Here is an 18,743-nt window from a genome sequence, read left to right on the forward strand (position 1 = left end):
GAGCCGATTTAATGTTTAGTGTCAACTGCTTGGGTGATTCTATCTAAAGCTCACCATGGTTGATGAAGGAAGCTTGAGCTAAAAACAAGATTGTCTCGGCTGCGCTCGCAATTACGCGCTACGGCTGACCCAGACCTTTATACCCAAAGGGCGCGCTACGCGCTTTTGAACGCAGCTAAGAATCTAGAGTTTCAAACTTTCGTTGACCAATGTTTAGTCAACGAAAGCCTGTGACAAGCAACTGCTAAGCCTCTTCTTTCTTCCATCCGATCGCCAGCAAAATAATCAAGATGGCTGTGGCGATTTCGAACAAGCTAAAAAACTTGTAGTAAAGCGTGCCGCCCATAATTACGGTGGCGGTTTGTACTCCGCCGGAGAGGGTTGCTGCGACGATGTTAGTAATGCGGTTTATTTTGTGTGTTAGGTAGCGAGAGAGCACGATCATAAGCATCGGGATTTGCATGATCACGGCAAAGTAGAGCAGGAAGTTCTCAGTGATCTGCATGCCGCCAACGTTGCCGCTTAGGAATGCTTGCAGCATTTTGGCGTCGTGCAGGCTGAATACATCACAGTAGATGTAGTTAACGGTTAGGAATATCCACAGAGTAGAGAGCAGTTGCTTTCTGTCGCCGTTCCAGTTGAATAAAGCCATGTTTACCTCGGTTTGTTGTGTTGTTTGAGGTACTCAGAATCGGCTAAGTTGGGCGCGGTGTCGTCGGAATGGGCCTAGTCGAACCTTTTAATGGCTATTTTTTAGGTTGTTTGCAGCTGGGCTTGTTTGCGAAATCCGGAAGGTGTCATGCCAGACGCTTTTTTGAAGGCGGTATTGAAGGTTGATTTGGAATTAAAGCCGACATCGTAAGAAATAACTGACACCGAGTCGGTACTGTTTTGTAAGCGTGTTTTGGTCGCTTCAATGCGAAAACCATTCACAAAATGATAAAAGTTCGTATTCAGGTGTTGTGACAGGGTTTCAGAAATATGGTTCTCGCTCACAGAGACCGCTTGCGACAACTTATTTAACGAGAGGTTCTCGTCCATGAATAATTCGTCCTTGGTCATCACCGTGTTTAGCTTTTCTGCGATGAACGCCATGCGTTCGTGGCTCAGTGCAGCGACGCGCGGTGTTGCAGCTTGCGGCACACCGCGGTCGGAATCTGTTAACACTGATTGATTTAGTGCGAGGTAGGCGAAGGCCAGTAATACCACGGCTTCAAACAGCGGTAAGACCACGCCCGAGCCGAACCAGCGCAGTTCGAGAAACACCGTGATGTATTCGAGCGCAAACAAAAACCAGGTACAGCCCCACAGCAACAAGACAACGCGAAACCAGTCGAGTGACTGAGCCTCGATGGCGGCAAAGCGGTCCATTAACTGTGCGCGGTGTTGTTGGTGCAGCTTGAGGGCGGCAATGAGATACCCAAAGGTGAATAACACGAAGATCACCATAGCGCTGGTGCACGCCAAGACGGCGAGTTTGAAGTGCTCGGGATTGCGCGTTAACGGGTCGGCCAGCGCGAGTTTTTCGGCTGAACTTAAACCAACTATAAATGGTGCCATGGCAATCAGCACCAGTACCGGCCCAAGTGCAGCAATGAGGTACGCGCGTGTTGGTAGGCGGCGGTCGACCGACATAGTCGCATGCGCGTAAAAATACAATGCGGGCCCGAGGAGGACTCTGAGCGGCAACTGCATTCCCGCCAACGCGGGCAGGTAGCGATACGCGCCGGTGTAAATCAATAGCTCACCAAGAATGTGGATTAACAGCAACACCAGCAAGCCAATCAAAAACACGGTTTGCTGGTGTTTGGGTTTGCACACAGCGTCGACCAGCGCAAAGATGGTGACGCCCAGCATACTGGCGTAAATGACGGTCGGGACCACCACCACGACAGGCGCTATCTCCAAAGTCCCGCTCCTTGCAGCGCGTTTTTCATGCTGGACTTTTTAAACCTCAACTAGAAGTTGAACTTAGTGTCGTAGTCACGCAAGGAGTACAGCGCATAGCACGCGGCTAACATTGGCCAGGCGGTGAAGAACAGAATGTTTGCGCCGTCGTAGGGGGCCAGGTAGTTGGCGTAGGGCGTTGGCGAGCTTGTTGGTCATGATTCCTCCCGGAATAGCGGTGTTTAGGGGCTCGGATACAGTGACCGGAGTAGCTCGGCCAGTACTGCAAAACCGCGCCGCATTTGCGCTTCGGGCTGTCCGTAGTTGATACGCAGGCATTCCTGCGTGTGTTTCCAGCTGGGGTCAATGTCGATAAAAAAGTCTTCGCCAGGGATCACGTACACATGGCGCTGTTTGAGTTGGCTGTACAGCGCGCGCGCGGTGATCGGTAAGTCCTGACACCAGAACCATAAAAAGAACGCGCCCTCTGGCTTGTGCATAAACACCGGCAGGTCGCTGAAATACTCTTTGAACAGCGCTTGCGCGACATCCAGTTTGTGGCGGTAAAACGGTTTGATAATCTCAGTGGTCAGGTGATCCATTTCGCCGTCTTGAATCAGACGCGTCATCAAGGCCGCACCAACGCTGTTCGGTGCCAGGGTGATAATGCCGCTCAGCGCACTTAGTGTGTTGGTAATCTCGGGGTTGGCGATCACAATGCCAGTGCGCGCGCCGGGTAGACCGAGTTTGGACAGCGACATACACATAATGGTGTTGTGGTCCCAATTTAAGTTGGTGTCGGCGTAGATCACATTGGGGAACGGCTGCCCGTAGGCGTTGTCGATAATCAGTGGAATGCCGCGTTGTTTGGCGATGTCAGATAAACGCGCCAGTTCGTTATCGCTGACCACGTTGCCGGTCGGGTTGGTAGGCCTCGACAGGCAAATGGCAGCAATGTCTGGCCCAACTTCAAGAGCGTCAAAATCCACTCGGTATTTGAATTGTTGGTCGTCCAGCATTTCGATTTTAGGCGGCACCGAAACGAACATATCGTCACTCAGGCCAGCATCCGCGTAGCCGACGTATTCGGGGGACAGGGGGAACAGGATTTTGCGAAACTCCCCATTGGGCATTTCACCAGCCAGCGCGTTAAACAAATAGAAAAAGCTGTTTTGACTGCCGTTGGTGAGCGAAATATGTTCCGCTCCGATCTGCCAGCCGAATTTCTCTCGCAGATAACCGGCCAGAACCTGTCGAAAACTTACCTCACCTTGAGGCCCGTCGTAGATGCCAATCATGCGCTCGAACAGTTTGTTCTCGATCAGCTTTTGCATCTCGTGCCCGAATAATGCTTGTGCTTCGGGAATAAAGGCCGGGTTGCCGCCACCGAGCATGCACAGGTCAGGATGGTTGCTGTTATACGCTTCTCCGAGGTCGGTCATTAACTGATGAATGCCAGATTGACGGGTGAACTTGGTGCCGAATTTGGATAACTGCATGGTGTTTGGGTCGAAGTAAAGGTTAGTTCTTGATTGGGTGTGACACGAGATTCTGCGGACTGCCACGCAAATAGGCATCCACATTATCGGACACGATGTTGGCCAGTGTTTGCATGGCCTCATCGCTGGCCCAAGCGATGTGCGGCGTGATGATTACATTGCTTCGATCCGCGATCTCGAGCAGTGGCGAGTGCTGTGGCGGCTCCTGCACGAGCACGTCAAACGCCAAGCCGCCTAGGGTGGCACTTTTAATTGCGCTGGCCGCCGCCGCTTCATTGACGATGCCGCCGCGTGCGGTGTTAATTAGAATGGCGTGGTCTGGCATCTGGGCCAGCTCGGGTGCATCGAGTAAATTGTGTGTGTCGTCATTCAATGCGCAATGCACGCTGACCACATCGCTGCGCTGTAATAAGTCGTTCAGGGTCACGTGTTGCGCAAAGTCGACGTCGTAGTTTTGCCGCGAGGTGTACTCCACGTTCATGCCCATGGCGGCAGCCATTTGCGCGGTGGCGCGACCGATTTCACCAAAGCCGATGACGCCGAGCGTGGCACCGGCCAGCATATTAATTGGTTTGTCGAAGACACAGAATGTGTCGCTTTGCTGCCATGCGCCGTCAATCACGCGCTGGCGATACTGAATGATTTGGCGTCGCAAACTGAGCGTGCAGGCCAGAACGTGTTCGGCGACTGTGGTTGCTGCGTAGCTCGGTATATTGCTGACCGACACGCCGTGCTTTGCGCAGGCATCGAGGTCAATGATGTTATAGCCAGTGGCAGTGACCGCAATGTGACCAATGCTGGGGCAGGCGTCGAGCACCGTTGCATCAATCGGCACTTTATTGGTAACCACCACCGTGGCGTTTTGACAATGCGCAATGATCTGGTCGGCTACCGTGCGTGCAAAGTCGTGCCATGCATGCGGTGCGCTGGGTTTCGGGATGTTGATTCGTGCCGGCAGGCTCTCACGATCCAGGTAAACGACCTTCGGTGTTTGGCTCGGCGAACGATGGCTGGTCATTGTCGACGTTTTCGGTTTAGTTGGTTTAGGTCGCAAAACCGGATAAAATCTCGATCTTCGCGAAACCCCATTGTGATATTGCAATAGTACCGAATTTTTACAGCCGGAGGCGCTAAATGAACGGTGAATATCAGTACCGCGAACGAGAGGTCATTGCCAAGCCAAACAAGGAATTTGATATTGGCTCAGGTAGAACCAGCGGTTACATCTCGTTTTTTCTCGGATTCTTAAGTTTGCTCGGCGTGCTGGCCTTCTTGTATCCCTCGTATTTGACCACCACCGAGTTACGGGCGGCTTACGACGCGTATTTCTTGCAGGACGTGTTGAAGTACGGCATGTGGTTTTCTTTGTTTTTTGGACTGATAACGTTCTTTATTGGAAAACGACGGCGTATGGGAGCGACTGGTATATTGCTGACCTGCATTGGCTTTGCCTTGGGTGGTTATACGATTCCCATTGGGCCTGTGGAACCCAAGCCGTTGGCACTCGGTGTTGATTGGTTGATTCTGGCGTTTTTGGGGTCCACGGTGGTGTTCACTACGTTGGAGAAGCTGTTCCCGAAATACCGCGATCAGGTGATATTGCGGGATGAGTGGCAACTGGATTTTTTGTATTTCTGTATTAACCACCTGTTGATTTCGATCATCATCCTGTTCAGCAATTATTGGGTCAGCGTGTTTGATTTTGCCGCCAATGCGACAGTGCAAGCCTGGGTTCAGAGTCTGCCGATTGTGGTGCAGTTTGTGCTGATTTTGATTATTGCGGATTTTATTCTGTACTGGGAACATCGCATGTTCCATGAGCGACGCAAAATGTGGAAGTTTCATGCCGTGCATCATTCGGTGGAGACCATGGACTGGCTGGCGGGTTCACGTTCGCATATCGTGGCAACGTTTATTGAACGCACTTTGGTGGTGGTGCCGCTGTATTTGATTGGTCCCGATAAAGCCGCGCTCGATATCTACGTGGTATTCGCCGCGTTGCAGGCGATTGTGATTCACAGCAACGTGCGATTCTCATTTGGTCCGTTGAAGTACATTTTTGTGACGCCGCAGTTCCATCACTGGCACCACAGCTCTGAGAAACCCGCGATTGATACCAACTATGCGGCGCATCTGGTATTGTTTGACCGTCTGTTCGGAACCTATCATTTTCCCAAACAGCACTGGCCAGCTGACTATGGAACGACCGTTCGATTACCGCGCAGCTATATCAGCCAGCTCAAATACCCATTTACTGATTAAAATAATAATTCTCAACGGAGGCGTGGCGTGAGCGACAAAATGATTATTGCACTGGACCAAGGAACCACCAGCTCGCGGGCAATCTTGTTTAATCATGCCGCTGAGATCGTCGGTGTTGCACAACAGGAGTTCACGCAGCATTACCCCGGCGATGCTTGGGTCGAGCACGATGCGCAGGAAATCTGGGACACGCAATCGAGTGTATTGGCTTCGTTAATCGCGGAGCATAAATTAACCCCAGACCAGATCGCAGCAATCGGTATCACCAACCAGCGCGAAACCACGGTGGTGTGGGACAAAGCAACTGGCGAGCCAGTGTACAACGCCATCGTATGGCAAGACCGTCGCACGGCAGCGCGCTGTGATGAATTGGTTAAGTCGGGTTGGGATACGAAGATTCGCGAGAAAACCGGCTTGATTGTGGATTCGTATTTCTCGGCCACCAAGCTGGAATGGATCTTAAATAATGTCGATGGTGCCAGAGCGCGTGCTGAGCGCGGCGAGTTGTTGTTCGGCACCATTGATACCTGGGTGATCTGGAATTTGACTGGCGGCAAAGTACATGCCACGGATGCCAGTAACGCAGCGCGTACTATGTTGCTCAATATTGACGATGGCGATTGGGACCAGGAATTGCTCGAGTTGTTCGGTATTCCGGCGCAAATGTTGCCCGAAGTGTGCAGTAGTTCCGATGATTTTGGCAGCTATTCGCTGGAAGGTGCCGAGATCCCAATCACCGGTGTGGCTGGTGATCAGCAAGCAGCACTGTTCGGTCAAACTTGTTTTGAGCAGGGCATGGCTAAAAACACCTACGGTACTGGCTGCTTTATGCTGATGAATACCGGTGCAGAGCGAGTAGACAGTCAGCACGGTTTGTTGACGACCATCGCTTGGTCGTTGGATGGCAAAATTACCTACGCGCTGGAAGGCAGTGTGTTTATCGCCGGGGCGGCGGTGCAGTGGTTGCGTGACGAACTGCAATTCATTGAATCTGCCGAAGATTCCGAAGCCTTGGCCGAACAAGCGAACCCAGAAAGCCAGGTAGTGGTCGTTCCGGCGTTTGCTGGTTTGGGGGCACCGCATTGGGACATGTACGCCCGGGGCGCAATTTTTGGTCTGACGCGTGATTCTGGTCGAGCTGAAATTGCCAAAGCCACATTGCAATCGCTGGCGTATCAGATCTACGACGTGCTGAATGCCATGCAGCAAGACAGCGGTATTGAGCTCAGTCAGTTGAATGTCGATGGCGGCGCGATTGCCAATGATTTTTTGGCGCAATTTCAGGCCGACGTCCTGCAAAAACCGGTCATCCGGCCGAAGGTGTTGGAGTCGACAGCGCTCGGGGCTGCGTATCTCGCGGGTTTAAAGGTGGGTTACTGGACTTTCGATGATCTAAGTAAAGTCCGTGATATCGAGCGGACCTTTGACCCAAAATTAAGTAACGAAACAATTACGCGATTACTGAAACGCTGGAACAAAGCGGTTGAGCGCGCCAAACACTGGGTTGATATCGATGAGTGATCAAGCTGTTCAGGACCTACAGGTTAAGGTCGCCTTTCTCGAAGACGCACTCACTAAATTGAGTGATGAGTTTTATGCTCAGCAAAAAGAGCTGGCGGATCTAAAGTTGAAATACGCCAAAATGCTATCACGCTTGAGAGACCAGCCCGCCGAGGACGAAGGCATTGGATCAATGCCGCACGAGCGACCGCCTCACTACTAGTTTCTACTGACCGCACGGTGTAAAAAACGACCACAATATGCAGTGATTGTTCATGTAAAACACACTGTTTTTTGCCTCAGATCAACTACAATTGCACCCTTAAAAGCGAGCGGATTGACGTGGCTCAAGAACTACTGGTTGACATCCAGCAATATACTGTATAAATTAACAGCACATTAGCGATGTGCTCGATACACTACCATTTTTGGAGAAAATAATGGACGACAATAAACAAAAGGCGCTGGCGGCAGCGCTGACGCAAATTGAACGGCAATATGGAAAAGGTTCCGTCATGCGTATGGGAGATTCTGGTATCGGTAAAGGGATTGAAGCAATCCCAACTGGTTCCCTAGGGTTGGATATCGCCTTAGGAATCGGTGGATTGCCCAAAGGCCGAATCGTCGAAATTTACGGCCCTGAGTCTTCGGGTAAGACGACGCTAACTTTACAAGTGATTGCAGAAGCTCAGAAAAAAGGTGGCACCGCGGCATTTGTGGATGCAGAACATGCGTTAGACCCGCAGTACGCCGAAAAGCTTGGCGTCAATATCGAAGAATTACTGGTTTCGCAACCAGACACCGGTGAGCAAGCGCTGGAAATTACGGATATGTTGGTGCGTTCAGCTGCGGTGGATGTCATTGTTATTGACTCGGTAGCGGCACTAACGCCAAAAGCTGAGATTGAAGGTGACATGGGTGACTCGCATATGGGATTACAGGCCCGATTGATGTCACAGGCGTTACGTAAGTTGACGGCCAATATCCAAAAAGCCAATACGTTGGTTATTTTTATTCGGTAATGCATTGAAATTCTACTCCTCAGTGCGTCTCGATATCCGCCGTATCGGTGCCATTAAGAAAGGTGACGAAGTCTATGGTAACCAGACGCGAGTCAAGGTGGTTAAAAACAAAGTGGCACCACCATTTAAACAGACTGAGTTCGATATTTTGTATAACGAAGGCATTTCCAGAGAGAGTGAGCTAATCACATTGGGCGTTGAACACAATATCGTTGATAAGTCCGGTGCGTGGTATAGCTACGACGGTACGCGTATTGGTCAAGGTAAGGACAATGTGCGTGATTATCTCAAAGAGCACAAAGACACCGCCAATGAGATAGAGGGTAAGATTCGTCTAGCCCTTGGTGTTGGCGGTAAGCCAAATGAACCCGTGAAAATCGCTGATGAAACAGAGTCGGAAGACGCAGATGCATAATCAGTGTGTTATTTTTGGTCGGTGTTGATCGATCAATCTGAAGCGGTGACTTGATGCTCCGCTTCACGGTAGTGAATTAGTTTGGCGTTGAGGTATTCGTGCGGTAATGGTTTTTGTACTAGTTGGTAGTTAGTTCTTCTGATCATAACGGTGCGCGTGGAGTAAGAATGCGAATTTTAAAGCCTTCAAAACGACCAGGGAAAGGTCGCCTCAATAGCCAAACTGACTCTATAGAGCATGGTTTAGATGACGCAGGAAGCAATGCATCAGATCTATTCTCCGAAGAGATTCTAGGGACGGACGAATCCAACAATCTGTTTGGTAGTGACGAACAGCGTTCTAATTCGCGTCGGCCAAGCAAAGGCAATTATTATTCTCGTAAATCTAAAAGAAGGTCAGGCAGATCGTCTGGTGAATCAGATTCAAGCAACGCCGAATTAGGCGCGCGGGGTCAGCGTGGTTTGGCAGCATCGGCAGATGGCGAGCAGGTAGGTGCCGAGAAATCACTGTCAGACTCGCTCGATGAGCGCAAAAAGCTTTATCTTTCAATACAAACCTCAGCGGTTCGGTCGCTCGCCATGCGCGAACACAGTGTGCAGGAACTACGTGAGAAATTAGTTCGCAAGTTTGAATTAAATCTGGATGTGGTCGATGCGGTGCTGGATCAGCTAGTGGAAGACGGCTACGTCAGTGACGAGCGGTTTGCCGAATCGTATGTCCGTGCACGCCGTAACAAAGGCGTGGGTCCGGTTAAAATAAAGTCTGAATTATATCGCAAAGGCGTTTCGGATCACCTAATCGCTGATTATCTAGAGCCTAATTCGGCAGTGTGGCTGGAGGCTGCAGAACACGAACACCGAAAAAAATTTGGTGGTGCTGCGGTAGCTGATTATCGCGAGTGGACTAAGCGGGCACGCTTTTTGCAGGGACGGGGATTTACCATGGAGCATATCCACGTTACCGTGCCGCAAGTCGAGGCAGATTAGATTCGGCTGTTGTCAGCAGTGTCATCCGAAGGTAGAGTCTAGTAAGATTGATCAGTGGGGACATAGCCTTGTCTGCGAATGATACGGTGTTATTTGCCAATCTATGGGGCTACGGAGTTCACGTTCTGATTGAGTTTGGTGTTGTTAAATCGACATCGAGGGGAACGGAGCCCGTGCGTCTGGTTTGAGTTAGTGTTGTGCGCGGGTGGATAAACTGGTTTCATTCACTCGTATTCGAACATATTCGAATGGTTTCAGGCTGGCGTTCGTGTCACGTTGTTGATAGAAACTTAGCGACAACGGTTTTCTTTTTCGGCAGAACGGATAAACTCCCGCTAATCTCAAATTTATTTGCTCATACTGCCCGAATCTCCAGGCAGAAGAGCCGTTTTTTATATACCTATGAAGACAGCAGAAATTCGCCAGCGGTTTTTGGACTTTTTCGCAACGCATGAGCACGCGAAGGTGCCCAGCAGTTCACTCGTACCAGGCAACGACCCAACCCTCCTGTTCACCAATGCAGGTATGGTCCAGTTCAAAGATTTGTTTCTGGGCAATGAGCAGGCGGAGTACGTTCGTGCGACGTCCTCTCAGCGCTGTGTGCGTGCCGGTGGCAAACACAATGACCTCGAAAATGTGGGCTATACCGCACGGCATCACACATTTTTTGAGATGCTGGGTAATTTCAGCTTTGGTGATTATTTCAAACGTGAGGCTATTCAGTTTGCATGGCAATTTTTAACAGAAGAGTTGAATCTGCCGAAGGAAAAGCTATGGGTCACCGTCTATGAAGAAGATGACGAGGCTGCCGATATCTGGCTAAACGAAATCGGTGTATCACCAGACCAGTTTGCTCGCATCGGTGCCAAAGACAACTTCTGGGCTATGGGTGATGTTGGGCCATGTGGACCTTGCAGTGAGATTTTTTACGATCATGGTGAGCAGTACTGGGGCGGCCCTCCTGGAACACCTGAAGAGGACGGTGATCGGTATATCGAAATCTGGAATTTGGTTTTTATGCAGTATGACCGGGCTGCCGATGGCACCCTAACACCGCTACCCAAACCCTCCGTGGATACCGGTATGGGCTTAGAACGCATCGCAGCGGTCATGCAACATGTGAATAATAATTACGAGATCGATTTATTCGATAATTTGATTGGTCAGATCTGTAAAGTGGTGGGTGAAAAAGATCGCAAACACCATTCTGTGCGCGTCATCGCAGATCATATCCGGTCCTGTGCATTCTTGATCACAGACGGTGTGTTGCCGTCGAATGAAGGTCGTGGCTATGTGTTGCGTCGGATTATCCGTCGTGCAGTACGGCACGGTTATCAGCTTGGTGGTGAATCGCCGTTCTTTTACCAACTGGTCCAGGCTTTGGCCGACGAAATGGGAGACGCTTACCCAGAGTTACGCCACAAACAAGCCGAAATTGAGAATGTTCTGAAAAAAGAAGAACTGCGTTTTGCTGAAACTTTGGACCAAGGTTTAAAGATTTTTGAGCAGAAGACAGCCGGTCTGAGTGGCGATGTGGTGCCGGGTGATGTGGTGTTTATGCTTTACGACACGTACGGTTTTCCTGCAGATTTAACCGCGGATGTGGCTCGCGAGCGTGACCTCACGATTGATCAAGAAGGGTTTGAGGCTCTGATGGAGCAGCAGCGTGAACGCGCGCGAAAGAGTAGCCAATTTGGTAGTCAGGCAGACGTGAAAATCGAGGTCGAATCACCGACTGAGTTTGTTGGTTACGACGAACTACAGGGCGGTGCCAAGGTGCTGGCTGTACAGGTAGACGGGCAGGAAGTGGACGCCGCAACCGGTGACGTTGATCTGGTGCTGGTATTGGACGCTACGCCATTTTATGCCGAAGGCGGTGGTCAGGTTGGTGACGCTGGCACTATTCGCAATGGCGACGCAAAAATCGTGGTGAACGACTGTCGCAAAGCACCTAACGGTGCGTATTTGCATTTTGGTAAGCTGGTCTCCGGCAAAATTGAACGTGGCGCCAATGTCGAAGTGGTGGTCGATTCAGAGTCTCGCTTTGCGACTCAGGCGAACCACTCCGCCACGCACCTATTGCACGCCGCACTGAAAATGGTGCTCGGCGCACACGTGCAGCAAAAGGGGTCATTAGTAGACCCAGAGCGGCTGCGTTTTGACTTCTCGCACGATGCGCCGGTAACACCAGAGCAATTGGCTGAGATAGAGAGCCTAGTGAATACGGAAGTCTTCAATCAGCAAGATGTGTGCTCAGCAATCATGCCTATTGACGAAGCAAAAGCTGCCGGTGCCGAAGCACTATTTGGCGAAAAATACGGTGCCGAGGTTCGTACTATTTCGATGGGGAAATTCTCCTTGGAATTATGTGGTGGAACGCACGTTAGCAATACCTCTGAGATTGGCTTATTTAAGATAACCAGCGAATCGGGTGTTGCCGCTGGTGTGCGGCGTATCGAGGCGGTGACGCGTAAAGGCGCGGTTGATTGGTCAAACGCACAGCTTGCTACGCTCAAACAAGCCGCCGGTCTTCTGAAAACCGATACCAGCAGCATTGTGAAGCGCATTGAGCAGTTACAAGGCACGGTCAAATCTTTGGAAGCAGAGAAGAAGAAGCTACAATCCTTGATTGCCAGTGGCTCGGGTGGTGAAGATCTCGCTAGTAAAATAAAACAAGTTGGTGACGTCAGTTTGTTGACAGCTGTGTTGGACGGTGCGGATAAAGATTTACTCCGTCAAACCATTGATCAATTCAAAGATAAGCATGCTAATGGCGTGATCGTGTTGGGGGCTGAGGTTGATGGTAAAGTGAAATTATCGGCCGGGGTAGCAAAGGGGATTTCTAAGCAATACCCAGCCGGAAAGATCATTCAACACATCACTGCGATCGCAGGCGGCCGTGGTGGTGGCAGACCGGATATGGCCGAGGGCGGTATTCCTGACGCAAAGCAAATACAAGCCTGCCTGGATGCCGTTGAGCCTTGGTTGACTGAGCAGCAAGGCTAACTTAACCGCATTGAAGAATCGTTTTGGCCTGCTGTTGCGATGCACAGAATCAATTCGGTCGCATAAATTCATTGCTAAGCACGTGGATTACGTGTGCCTTGGGTGAGCTTCAAGTGAATAAGGCCGCTAATTTACTACGCGGGATTTACACTGTTGGCCAAACAATGTTTAATCGCGCTTCGCATAATTTATTGTTGGCGCTGCGTGGGCAAATTGTCACTGCAGTCTGTATAGCTTCATGACATTGATTGTTGAAAAATTCGGCGGCACTTCGGTAGGAAGTGTCGAACGCATTAATGCTGTTGCCGATCATCTGATTAAGAAACACTCCGAAGGCGAAAAGTTGGTCGTCGTGGTGTCTGCCATGAGTGGCGAGACTAATCGACTGATCGGGCTGGCTCGTCAGTTGACAGAGCAACCTTCACCGCGTGAAATGGATGTGCTGGTATCAACTGGTGAGCAGGTAACCATCGCGTTACTGTCCATGGCTTTGCACGCACGTGGTATCGACGCAAGATCTTATACGGGTGGCCAGGTGACGATTCGTACTGATAACGTCTATTCTCGCGCACGTATTACCGATATCGACAGCGCTAAGATTCGCCATGACCTCGATAAAGGTCGTATCGTGGTGGTTGCTGGCTTTCAAGGTGTGGACTCAGATGGCAATATCACCACGTTGGGTCGTGGCGGTTCAGACACCACAGCGGTCGCAATTGCAGCGGCGATTCGTGCAGATGAGTGTCGCATTTATACCGATGTTGACGGCATTTACACCACCGACCCGCGCGTGGTTCCGCAAGCGCGCCGCTTGGACAGTATCACTGCCGAAGAAATGTTGGAACTCGCCAGCCTCGGCGCTAAGGTTTTACAAACTCGTTCCGTTGAGTTTGCTGGAAAATATAAAATCCCACTCCGTGTATTGTCTTCATTCGTTGAAGGGCCAGGCACACTTATTACTTACGAAGAAGAGGGTACCTCATTGGAAGCACCACTTATTTCAGGCATCGCTTTTCAGCGTGACGAAGCAAAATTGACGATTCGCGGCATTCCCGATCATCCCGGTATTGCACACGCCGTGTTGGGGCCGATTTCAGACGCTCACATCAACGTGGATGTCATAATCCAGAATGCGAGTGAGAAAGGGTTAACCGATTTGACATTTACCGTGCCCCGGGGTGATTATGCGCAATGCATGGAGATTTTGAGCGAACTGGTCGAAGAACTCGGTGCACAAGATGTCAAGGGTGACGACAAAATAGCAAAAGTCTCCATCGTCGGCGTAGGGATGCGGTCTCACAGCGGCGTGGCAAATACAATGTTCAAAACCCTGTCTGATCAAAACATTAATATTCAGATGATTTCCACATCCGAAATCAAAGTGTCGGTCATCATCCATGAAGATAAACTGGATTTGGCAGTACAATCGCTACACGAAGCATTCAATTTGGCGAGAAAAGACTGATTTGCTGTTACTTGACTTTGCTGTGCTCCCGTATCCACACTTTGCTCCGTCAACCTATGTTACCGTTACATTTCATAGGTCAGGAATTGTGTAATAAATAAGCACGAATAAGGCTAGAAATCATTTTTTATTTCCCTATAATACGCGCACCTGCCTACGAGTAGATCCATGTGAAGCCGGGTTTTACGGGAGACATGCTTCTATTGGGCTAGTTCGGATTTGTTACATTTTGTAGCGGGTCTAGGCAGAAATTGATTGGAGATCGTAATGTTAATTTTAACTCGACGTATTAATGAAACGCTTAATATCGGCGATGATGTCCAAGTAACCGTACTTGGAATCAAAGGCAATCAGGTTCGCATTGGTATCAATGCGCCGCGTGATGTGCCTGTTCACCGAGAAGAGATTTACCAGCGAATCAAACGCGAAGAACGTATGGGTGGGGATGACCAGCCCGAAGCCGCAGAAGAATTCAGCAGCGACCATGATTTACGTGGTGCTGCCTACTTCAGCGACGAAGATTCATTTGGTAACAAGTAAAGTAGTAGAAATTTTTTCATGGTGTGGTATAAAGACCACCGCAATAATTCGGAGAAGTGGCCGAGTGGCTGAAGGCGCTCCCCTGCTAAGGGAGTATAGGGTTTATAGCTCTATCGAGGGTTCGAATCCCTCCTTCTCCGCCATTTTTTAAAAGTGGTAAAACAAGAAACTATTTTTAAAAAAATGCGTTGATTAATCAGAAAGTTTCGATTAATCTTCGCAACCTTGAAAAGACACGCGCATGTAGCTCAGCTGGATAGAGTACCTGGCTACGAACCAGGCGGTCGGAGGTTCGAATCCTTCCATGCGCGCCAAATTCAAAAGCCTCGAAGCGAAAGCTTCGGGGCTTTTTTATTGGGTCTGTATGAAAGTATGATGAGAACTCCAAGTTCGACAACATCGCCAGGAGCGATGTTGCACAGCCGCAGGCTGCTCATGGGACGAAGCGCATGGATGAGCTGAGTAATCCTTCCATGCTCGCCAAAAAATAAAGCCTCGAAGCCAATTCTGTAACCGCACAAGCGTATAGTGCGAAAAAAGGGCTTTTACGCGGCATTTTTACACCTTTAAATATACTGTATTAATAAACAGTTTATCTAGGCGGTTTCCTCAAAACAAGTCACTTTACACGCAAACTCGCGCTCACTTTGCCACTTTTGATATTAAACAATGATAGCAAAATCAGTGACTTACACTTACCGTTGAGAATGTTATTGCGCACTGCTAGGATTGATATTGCGCACGCACACTTACACACCAAGGAAAAACGAAGGAATGAGGAAAAGTAAAGGTAAAACAGAGGGTTACGAGAGATTCTCGAAATATCAATTTGGGCGAAAACGAGCGTGCTCAATATTAAGCTGTTAAGCCACTAATGATATGAACATTGAAGAAATAGAAAAAGGAATTGAGAAAACTGGGTTTAGGCTAGAGTTTGATATATCGAATATTTTAGAAGGCAACGGATGGAACGTTATAAATAACAAGTACTACGTGGATGACCAACAAGAAACTGTTCGAGAGATTGATATAGTTGCTTATAAAGCATCTCGAATTCTGGGTGTCTATATTTACACTGCCCTAATTATAAGCTGCAAAAAAAACGATAAAAATGCATGGGCTCTTTTGTCAAAAAAATCAAATCATGATGATCCAAATATGGAGTGGGTTCCGGTCCATGCATGGTCTAATGATCGAATTTTATCATTTATGCTTGAGCAACAAGAATGGAAAGACACTTATCTATCGACACTAAAGGATAATAAGTCAGGGATTGTCTCTGACAAACCCGACAGGCATATTTTCGGCTTTCAAGAAATGAATAAAGAAAGTGGCACCCCCCAAAATGACAAAAGTATATTTAACTCAATAACATCAGTTATGAAAGCGCAAGCTTATGAAATGAATGCATTGCCAGTAAGGAAGAAAGATCCTTGTGCATTTCAATTCAATTTGCTCTCTATTGCTCAGGCCGAACTTGTAAGATTAGATTTTGAGGAAAGTACCACAAAAGGAACACCTATTAGCGATGAAGTCTACGTGGCAGATTATATCGTAGATAAACAACAAACCTTTGCTAAGGTGCATTTCATTCAGGCAGAAGAATTTAAAAAAATTATCGAGCAGTATAATCAACTGCATAAATCTAATATCAAAGCTTTTAAGGCTATTTATGACAGGTTCTGTGATGAATTGACCTCAGATCATAAGAAAATGAATCTATTCAAAGATGATGTTGCAAGTGATCTATGGTGGCCTGTCCACAAAGAATTCAAACACCTAACTGGTTTAAGCAAGCTGTTTAAAGATGGTTGGTTCAATTGGGATAAAAAAGAAGAGATATTAGAATTTCAAGTAGATTTAGATTCAATCGAAATAGATAAAATAAATTCAGTTAAAGCTCTTAGAAAAGAACTTTCAAAATCACTTAAGAAGCACTACAGATATGAGGGCGAATCTCGGTTCGCAGTAAATGATATACCGTTTTAAAAACGGCTTAACAAGTCAAAGCACTCGGACGCAGCAACGCTGCGCCGGTGTTTGAGGCGTTAACTGTATGAAGTATCCGTTTACTCCGAAATCGACGTCTTACCTAGAACCTGGTCATTTCTGGTCCATTCCGCTTAGCAATGGACGGTTTGCGTGCGGTGTCGTAGTTTCTAAGCTTGTGGATATGCATGAAAACAAATTGAGTACTAAATCCTTCTTGGCTGCCCTAATAGATTGGTCAGGTAACCAACCTCCAACACAGGAACTCATCAAAGGGTGCGATGCAATAAAAGTTGGTGAAGCCCACATTAAAGCTATAACTACAACTGGCAGCTGTATTGTCGGCCGGTCCGCATTTGGTTTCTTGGGTGAAAACCCTCGCCAAAAATCAGATGACATTGTCACAATGGGGTACAACGTTCTGAGAGTAATTGCAGAGAATCGCTATGCAAAAAACAGTTAACAAAGCAATCATTTCGCCCGCTAAAAGCGCGGGCTGGGAGGACCTACACTCCGCTGCGCTTCGTTCCAGCCGCCCCATATTGCGGCGTTAGGCAAAAGAGAGATCGTATGGAAATCATAATATTTCATAGACTTTATAATACCTATGGTGGACATCGTTCATTTACACTCGCTGGGGAATATTTAGAGTATGGCATGCCTGAATTCGGAGATGCGGTCGACGAATTGGAGATAACACTGCATTTTTTTCAAGATGGCCCTGCGAAAAAGACACTTGAGCAATCACACGAAGATTTTCATAACAATTTAGAATGTCTGCCAAAATGTACCTTTTATAGAAAAAAACGGCGTTTAGCTCTCGATTTTGAAGCGAAGTTCACAACGGGTTATGAAATTCAAAAGTATAAAAAGCCACCAATAGAAATTATTCCTGATTGGGTGAGATCAACACTTGATGAATTAATTGGGCAACTTCCTCTTATTAAATCAAAGATCAAAAAGAACGATAACTTTGATTTTGTTAGTTTTGAGAAATATGTATCGCAGAAGCGTAATGAACTGCCAATGGATGTTGCAGAGCTAGAAAAGTTTGAAGAGCTTTTCGAGGAATATAGAAAACAAGAAGCCGAAAAGCTTGATGACTGGGAAAGACTTCGCATTGATTGGGAGGATTATCATCCAAAAGCGAAAGAAATCATTCCGATACCAAGTCTGTGGAGCTGTACTGATGAATTTTCACCGAACGGAAACGACACAGGTGCAGATACGTTAGAAATTTTCAGGAAATGGAACAAAAGAAATAGTAATAATGATGCTCTATTTTTTCTTACGCAATTACTTAAAGACTGGGAAATTGACATAGATGCACCATATGAAAGTGAGTATTCGTCATATACATATTTCCAGTGTGTAACCGGTTTAGCTTTTGCTTCAGCAAAATTAAGAGGAAATTGTGAACAAGATTTGAAAGACAAGGCTGTTTCAGCAATCAACGAATATCTTGCCTCTATCGAAAATGCAGATGGTTGGGAATATAAGGATGAGTGCAAAGAAAAACTCAATTTATCTAAGGAAGCTATCGAAAAAATGCCTAACAAGTAGCTGCAACGGACTTGTAAAACTGTCACTCGTTTTGCCAAAAACCAGCAAAACAAGCGCCAGTTTTACAAGCCGCTGAGCTAGGCGTTAGGCGAAAGAAAAGCATGAATATAGAAAAAATAGTTAATGAAAACCCATGGATGAATGAATCAAGAGAGTATGAAGATGGGAGTCTCGTGCTTTTAAGGTTCATTGATAAATTAGACCCGAATATGGAATTTGATTCTCATCAAAAATCACTATGTATTTTCTGGGATTTCGAGGCAAATGATAAAGGAATGCCTCAACGAGACGTTCAAGATCAAATGGGAGAATTTGAAAAACTTATTAGTAATGCAGTTGAGAAAGATCTTACTGCATTCCTCGCTGGAGTTCTGACAATGGATGGTTATCGTCAGTGGATATATTGCTGTGAAGATCTTGATCTGTTTATTGAGCGATTAAACAATATCACTCCTGAGGGTAAACCTTTCCCAATACACCTTGAGAGTTCAGAGGAAACTAGCTGGAGTTATTTCTTTAGAATTTTCGGTAATAAAAATGCCTAACAAGAGACTATGATCCCAGGTCAAGTATTCAGGCCATTTTTTCGTTCCAATAAGTCCTCGTTTT

Annotated in this window: 15 protein-coding genes, 2 tRNA genes and 1 pseudogene; 14 read left to right on the forward strand and 4 right to left on the reverse strand. The window is 47.8% G+C overall.

Annotation, left to right across the window (positions count from 1 at the left end):
• Nucleotides 1–244: 244 nt before the first annotated feature.
• The 4 genes from IE055_RS09735 to IE055_RS09750 form a co-directional block, all read right to left on the reverse strand.
• Entirely contained in the window at nt 245–652 is a 408-nt protein-coding gene (locus tag IE055_RS09735; RefSeq protein WP_189400214.1) for a DUF6326 family protein, read from the reverse strand.
• A 101-nt stretch (nt 653–753) separates the two neighbouring features.
• Nucleotides 754–1,908, reverse strand: a complete 1,155-nt coding sequence (locus IE055_RS09740; RefSeq protein ID WP_229794225.1) for a helix-turn-helix domain-containing protein — start codon at nt 1,906–1,908, stop codon at nt 754–756.
• A 221-nt stretch (nt 1,909–2,129) separates the two neighbouring features.
• Nucleotides 2,130–3,386: a valine--pyruvate transaminase gene (locus tag IE055_RS09745; RefSeq protein ID WP_189400216.1), complete on the reverse strand. Its 1,257-nt coding sequence runs from the start codon at nt 3,384–3,386 to the stop codon at nt 2,130–2,132.
• 22 nt (nt 3,387–3,408) lie between these two features.
• Complete coding sequence (locus IE055_RS09750) at nt 3,409–4,404, reverse strand: D-2-hydroxyacid dehydrogenase (protein ID WP_189400218.1); 996 nt, start codon at nt 4,402–4,404, stop codon at nt 3,409–3,411.
• 116 nt (nt 4,405–4,520) lie between these two features.
• Here IE055_RS09750 and IE055_RS09755 point away from each other — a divergent pair, with 116 nt between their 5' ends.
• From IE055_RS09755 to IE055_RS09820, 14 genes and pseudogenes are all read left to right on the forward strand, one after another.
• The gene (locus IE055_RS09755; protein ID WP_189400220.1) at nt 4,521–5,648 is read left to right on the forward strand and encodes a sterol desaturase family protein; all 1,128 of its coding nucleotides are present in this window, start codon (nt 4,521–4,523) and stop codon (nt 5,646–5,648) included.
• Between the two features lie 27 nt (nt 5,649–5,675).
• Nucleotides 5,676–7,169, forward strand: a complete 1,494-nt coding sequence (gene glpK, locus IE055_RS09760) for a glycerol kinase GlpK (RefSeq protein WP_189400222.1) — start codon at nt 5,676–5,678, stop codon at nt 7,167–7,169.
• Nucleotides 7,162–7,371, forward strand: coding sequence for a SlyX family protein (locus tag IE055_RS09765; protein ID WP_189400224.1), 210 nt, complete (start codon nt 7,162–7,164; stop codon nt 7,369–7,371). Before glpK ends, IE055_RS09765 begins: the two co-directional genes overlap by 8 nt.
• Nucleotides 7,372–7,588: 217 nt before the next feature.
• Nucleotides 7,589–8,585: pseudogene (gene recA, locus IE055_RS09770) on the forward strand (recombinase RecA).
• A gap of 167 nt (nt 8,586–8,752) precedes the next feature.
• A complete protein-coding gene (locus tag IE055_RS09775; RefSeq protein WP_189400225.1) occupies nt 8,753–9,571 on the forward strand; it encodes a regulatory protein RecX in 819 nt (272 codons plus the stop codon).
• 402 nt (nt 9,572–9,973) lie between these two features.
• Entirely contained in the window at nt 9,974–12,577 is a 2,604-nt protein-coding gene (alaS, locus tag IE055_RS09780) for an alanine--tRNA ligase (protein ID WP_189400226.1), read from the forward strand.
• 238 nt (nt 12,578–12,815) lie between these two features.
• Nucleotides 12,816–14,042 (forward strand): aspartate kinase, encoded by a 1,227-nt coding sequence (locus IE055_RS09785; protein WP_189400228.1) that lies wholly within the window; start codon nt 12,816–12,818, stop codon nt 14,040–14,042.
• A 267-nt stretch (nt 14,043–14,309) separates the two neighbouring features.
• The gene (gene csrA / locus IE055_RS18085) at nt 14,310–14,582 is read left to right on the forward strand and encodes a carbon storage regulator CsrA (RefSeq protein ID WP_189400230.1); all 273 of its coding nucleotides are present in this window, start codon (nt 14,310–14,312) and stop codon (nt 14,580–14,582) included.
• Between the two features lie 50 nt (nt 14,583–14,632).
• Nucleotides 14,633–14,725: transfer RNA gene (locus tag IE055_RS09795), tRNA-Ser, on the forward strand.
• A gap of 94 nt (nt 14,726–14,819) precedes the next feature.
• A tRNA-Arg gene (locus IE055_RS09800) sits at nt 14,820–14,896 on the forward strand.
• 565 nt (nt 14,897–15,461) lie between these two features.
• On the forward strand, nt 15,462–16,571 hold the full coding sequence (locus IE055_RS09805; RefSeq protein ID WP_189400232.1) for a hypothetical protein: 1,110 nt from the start codon (nt 15,462–15,464) through the stop codon (nt 16,569–16,571).
• A 67-nt stretch (nt 16,572–16,638) separates the two neighbouring features.
• Complete coding sequence (locus IE055_RS09810) at nt 16,639–17,034, forward strand: Imm26 family immunity protein (protein WP_189400353.1); 396 nt, start codon at nt 16,639–16,641, stop codon at nt 17,032–17,034.
• A gap of 107 nt (nt 17,035–17,141) precedes the next feature.
• A complete protein-coding gene (locus IE055_RS09815; RefSeq protein WP_189400234.1) occupies nt 17,142–18,134 on the forward strand; it encodes a hypothetical protein in 993 nt (330 codons plus the stop codon).
• Nucleotides 18,135–18,235: 101 nt separating this feature from the next.
• Nucleotides 18,236–18,679 carry a DUF695 domain-containing protein gene (locus IE055_RS09820; RefSeq protein WP_189400236.1) on the forward strand — a complete coding sequence of 148 codons (444 nt, stop codon included), beginning with the start codon at nt 18,236–18,238 and terminating at the stop codon, nt 18,677–18,679.
• Nucleotides 18,680–18,743: the final 64 nt, after the last annotated feature.

This window comes from Arenicella chitinivorans (genome assembly GCF_014651515.1).
Lineage (GTDB): Bacteria > Pseudomonadota > Gammaproteobacteria > Arenicellales > Arenicellaceae > Arenicella > Arenicella chitinivorans.

What these genes read in the sequence shown, in the direction of transcription:
- IE055_RS09735 (WP_189400214.1), bottom strand. Translation starts at nt 652, where the DNA reads ATGGCTTTATTCAACTGGAACGGCGACAGAAAGCAACTGCTCTCTACT.
- IE055_RS09745 (WP_189400216.1), bottom strand. Translation starts at nt 3,386, where the DNA reads ATGCAGTTATCCAAATTCGGCACCAAGTTCACCCGTCAATCTGGCATT.
- IE055_RS09750 (WP_189400218.1), bottom strand. Translation starts at nt 4,404, where the DNA reads ATGACCAGCCATCGTTCGCCGAGCCAAACACCGAAGGTCGTTTACCTG.
- IE055_RS09755 (WP_189400220.1), top strand. Translation starts at nt 4,521, where the DNA reads ATGAACGGTGAATATCAGTACCGCGAACGAGAGGTCATTGCCAAGCCA.
- IE055_RS09765 (WP_189400224.1), top strand. Translation starts at nt 7,162, where the DNA reads ATGAGTGATCAAGCTGTTCAGGACCTACAGGTTAAGGTCGCCTTTCTC.
- IE055_RS09775 (WP_189400225.1), top strand. Translation starts at nt 8,753, where the DNA reads ATGCGAATTTTAAAGCCTTCAAAACGACCAGGGAAAGGTCGCCTCAAT.
- alaS (WP_189400226.1), top strand. Translation starts at nt 9,974, where the DNA reads ATGAAGACAGCAGAAATTCGCCAGCGGTTTTTGGACTTTTTCGCAACG.
- IE055_RS09785 (WP_189400228.1), top strand. Translation starts at nt 12,816, where the DNA reads ATGACATTGATTGTTGAAAAATTCGGCGGCACTTCGGTAGGAAGTGTC.
- csrA (WP_189400230.1), top strand. Translation starts at nt 14,310, where the DNA reads ATGTTAATTTTAACTCGACGTATTAATGAAACGCTTAATATCGGCGAT.
- IE055_RS09805 (WP_189400232.1), top strand. Translation starts at nt 15,462, where the DNA reads ATGAACATTGAAGAAATAGAAAAAGGAATTGAGAAAACTGGGTTTAGG.
- IE055_RS09810 (WP_189400353.1), top strand. Translation starts at nt 16,639, where the DNA reads ATGAAGTATCCGTTTACTCCGAAATCGACGTCTTACCTAGAACCTGGT.
- IE055_RS09815 (WP_189400234.1), top strand. Translation starts at nt 17,142, where the DNA reads ATGGAAATCATAATATTTCATAGACTTTATAATACCTATGGTGGACAT.
- IE055_RS09820 (WP_189400236.1), top strand. Translation starts at nt 18,236, where the DNA reads ATGAATATAGAAAAAATAGTTAATGAAAACCCATGGATGAATGAATCA.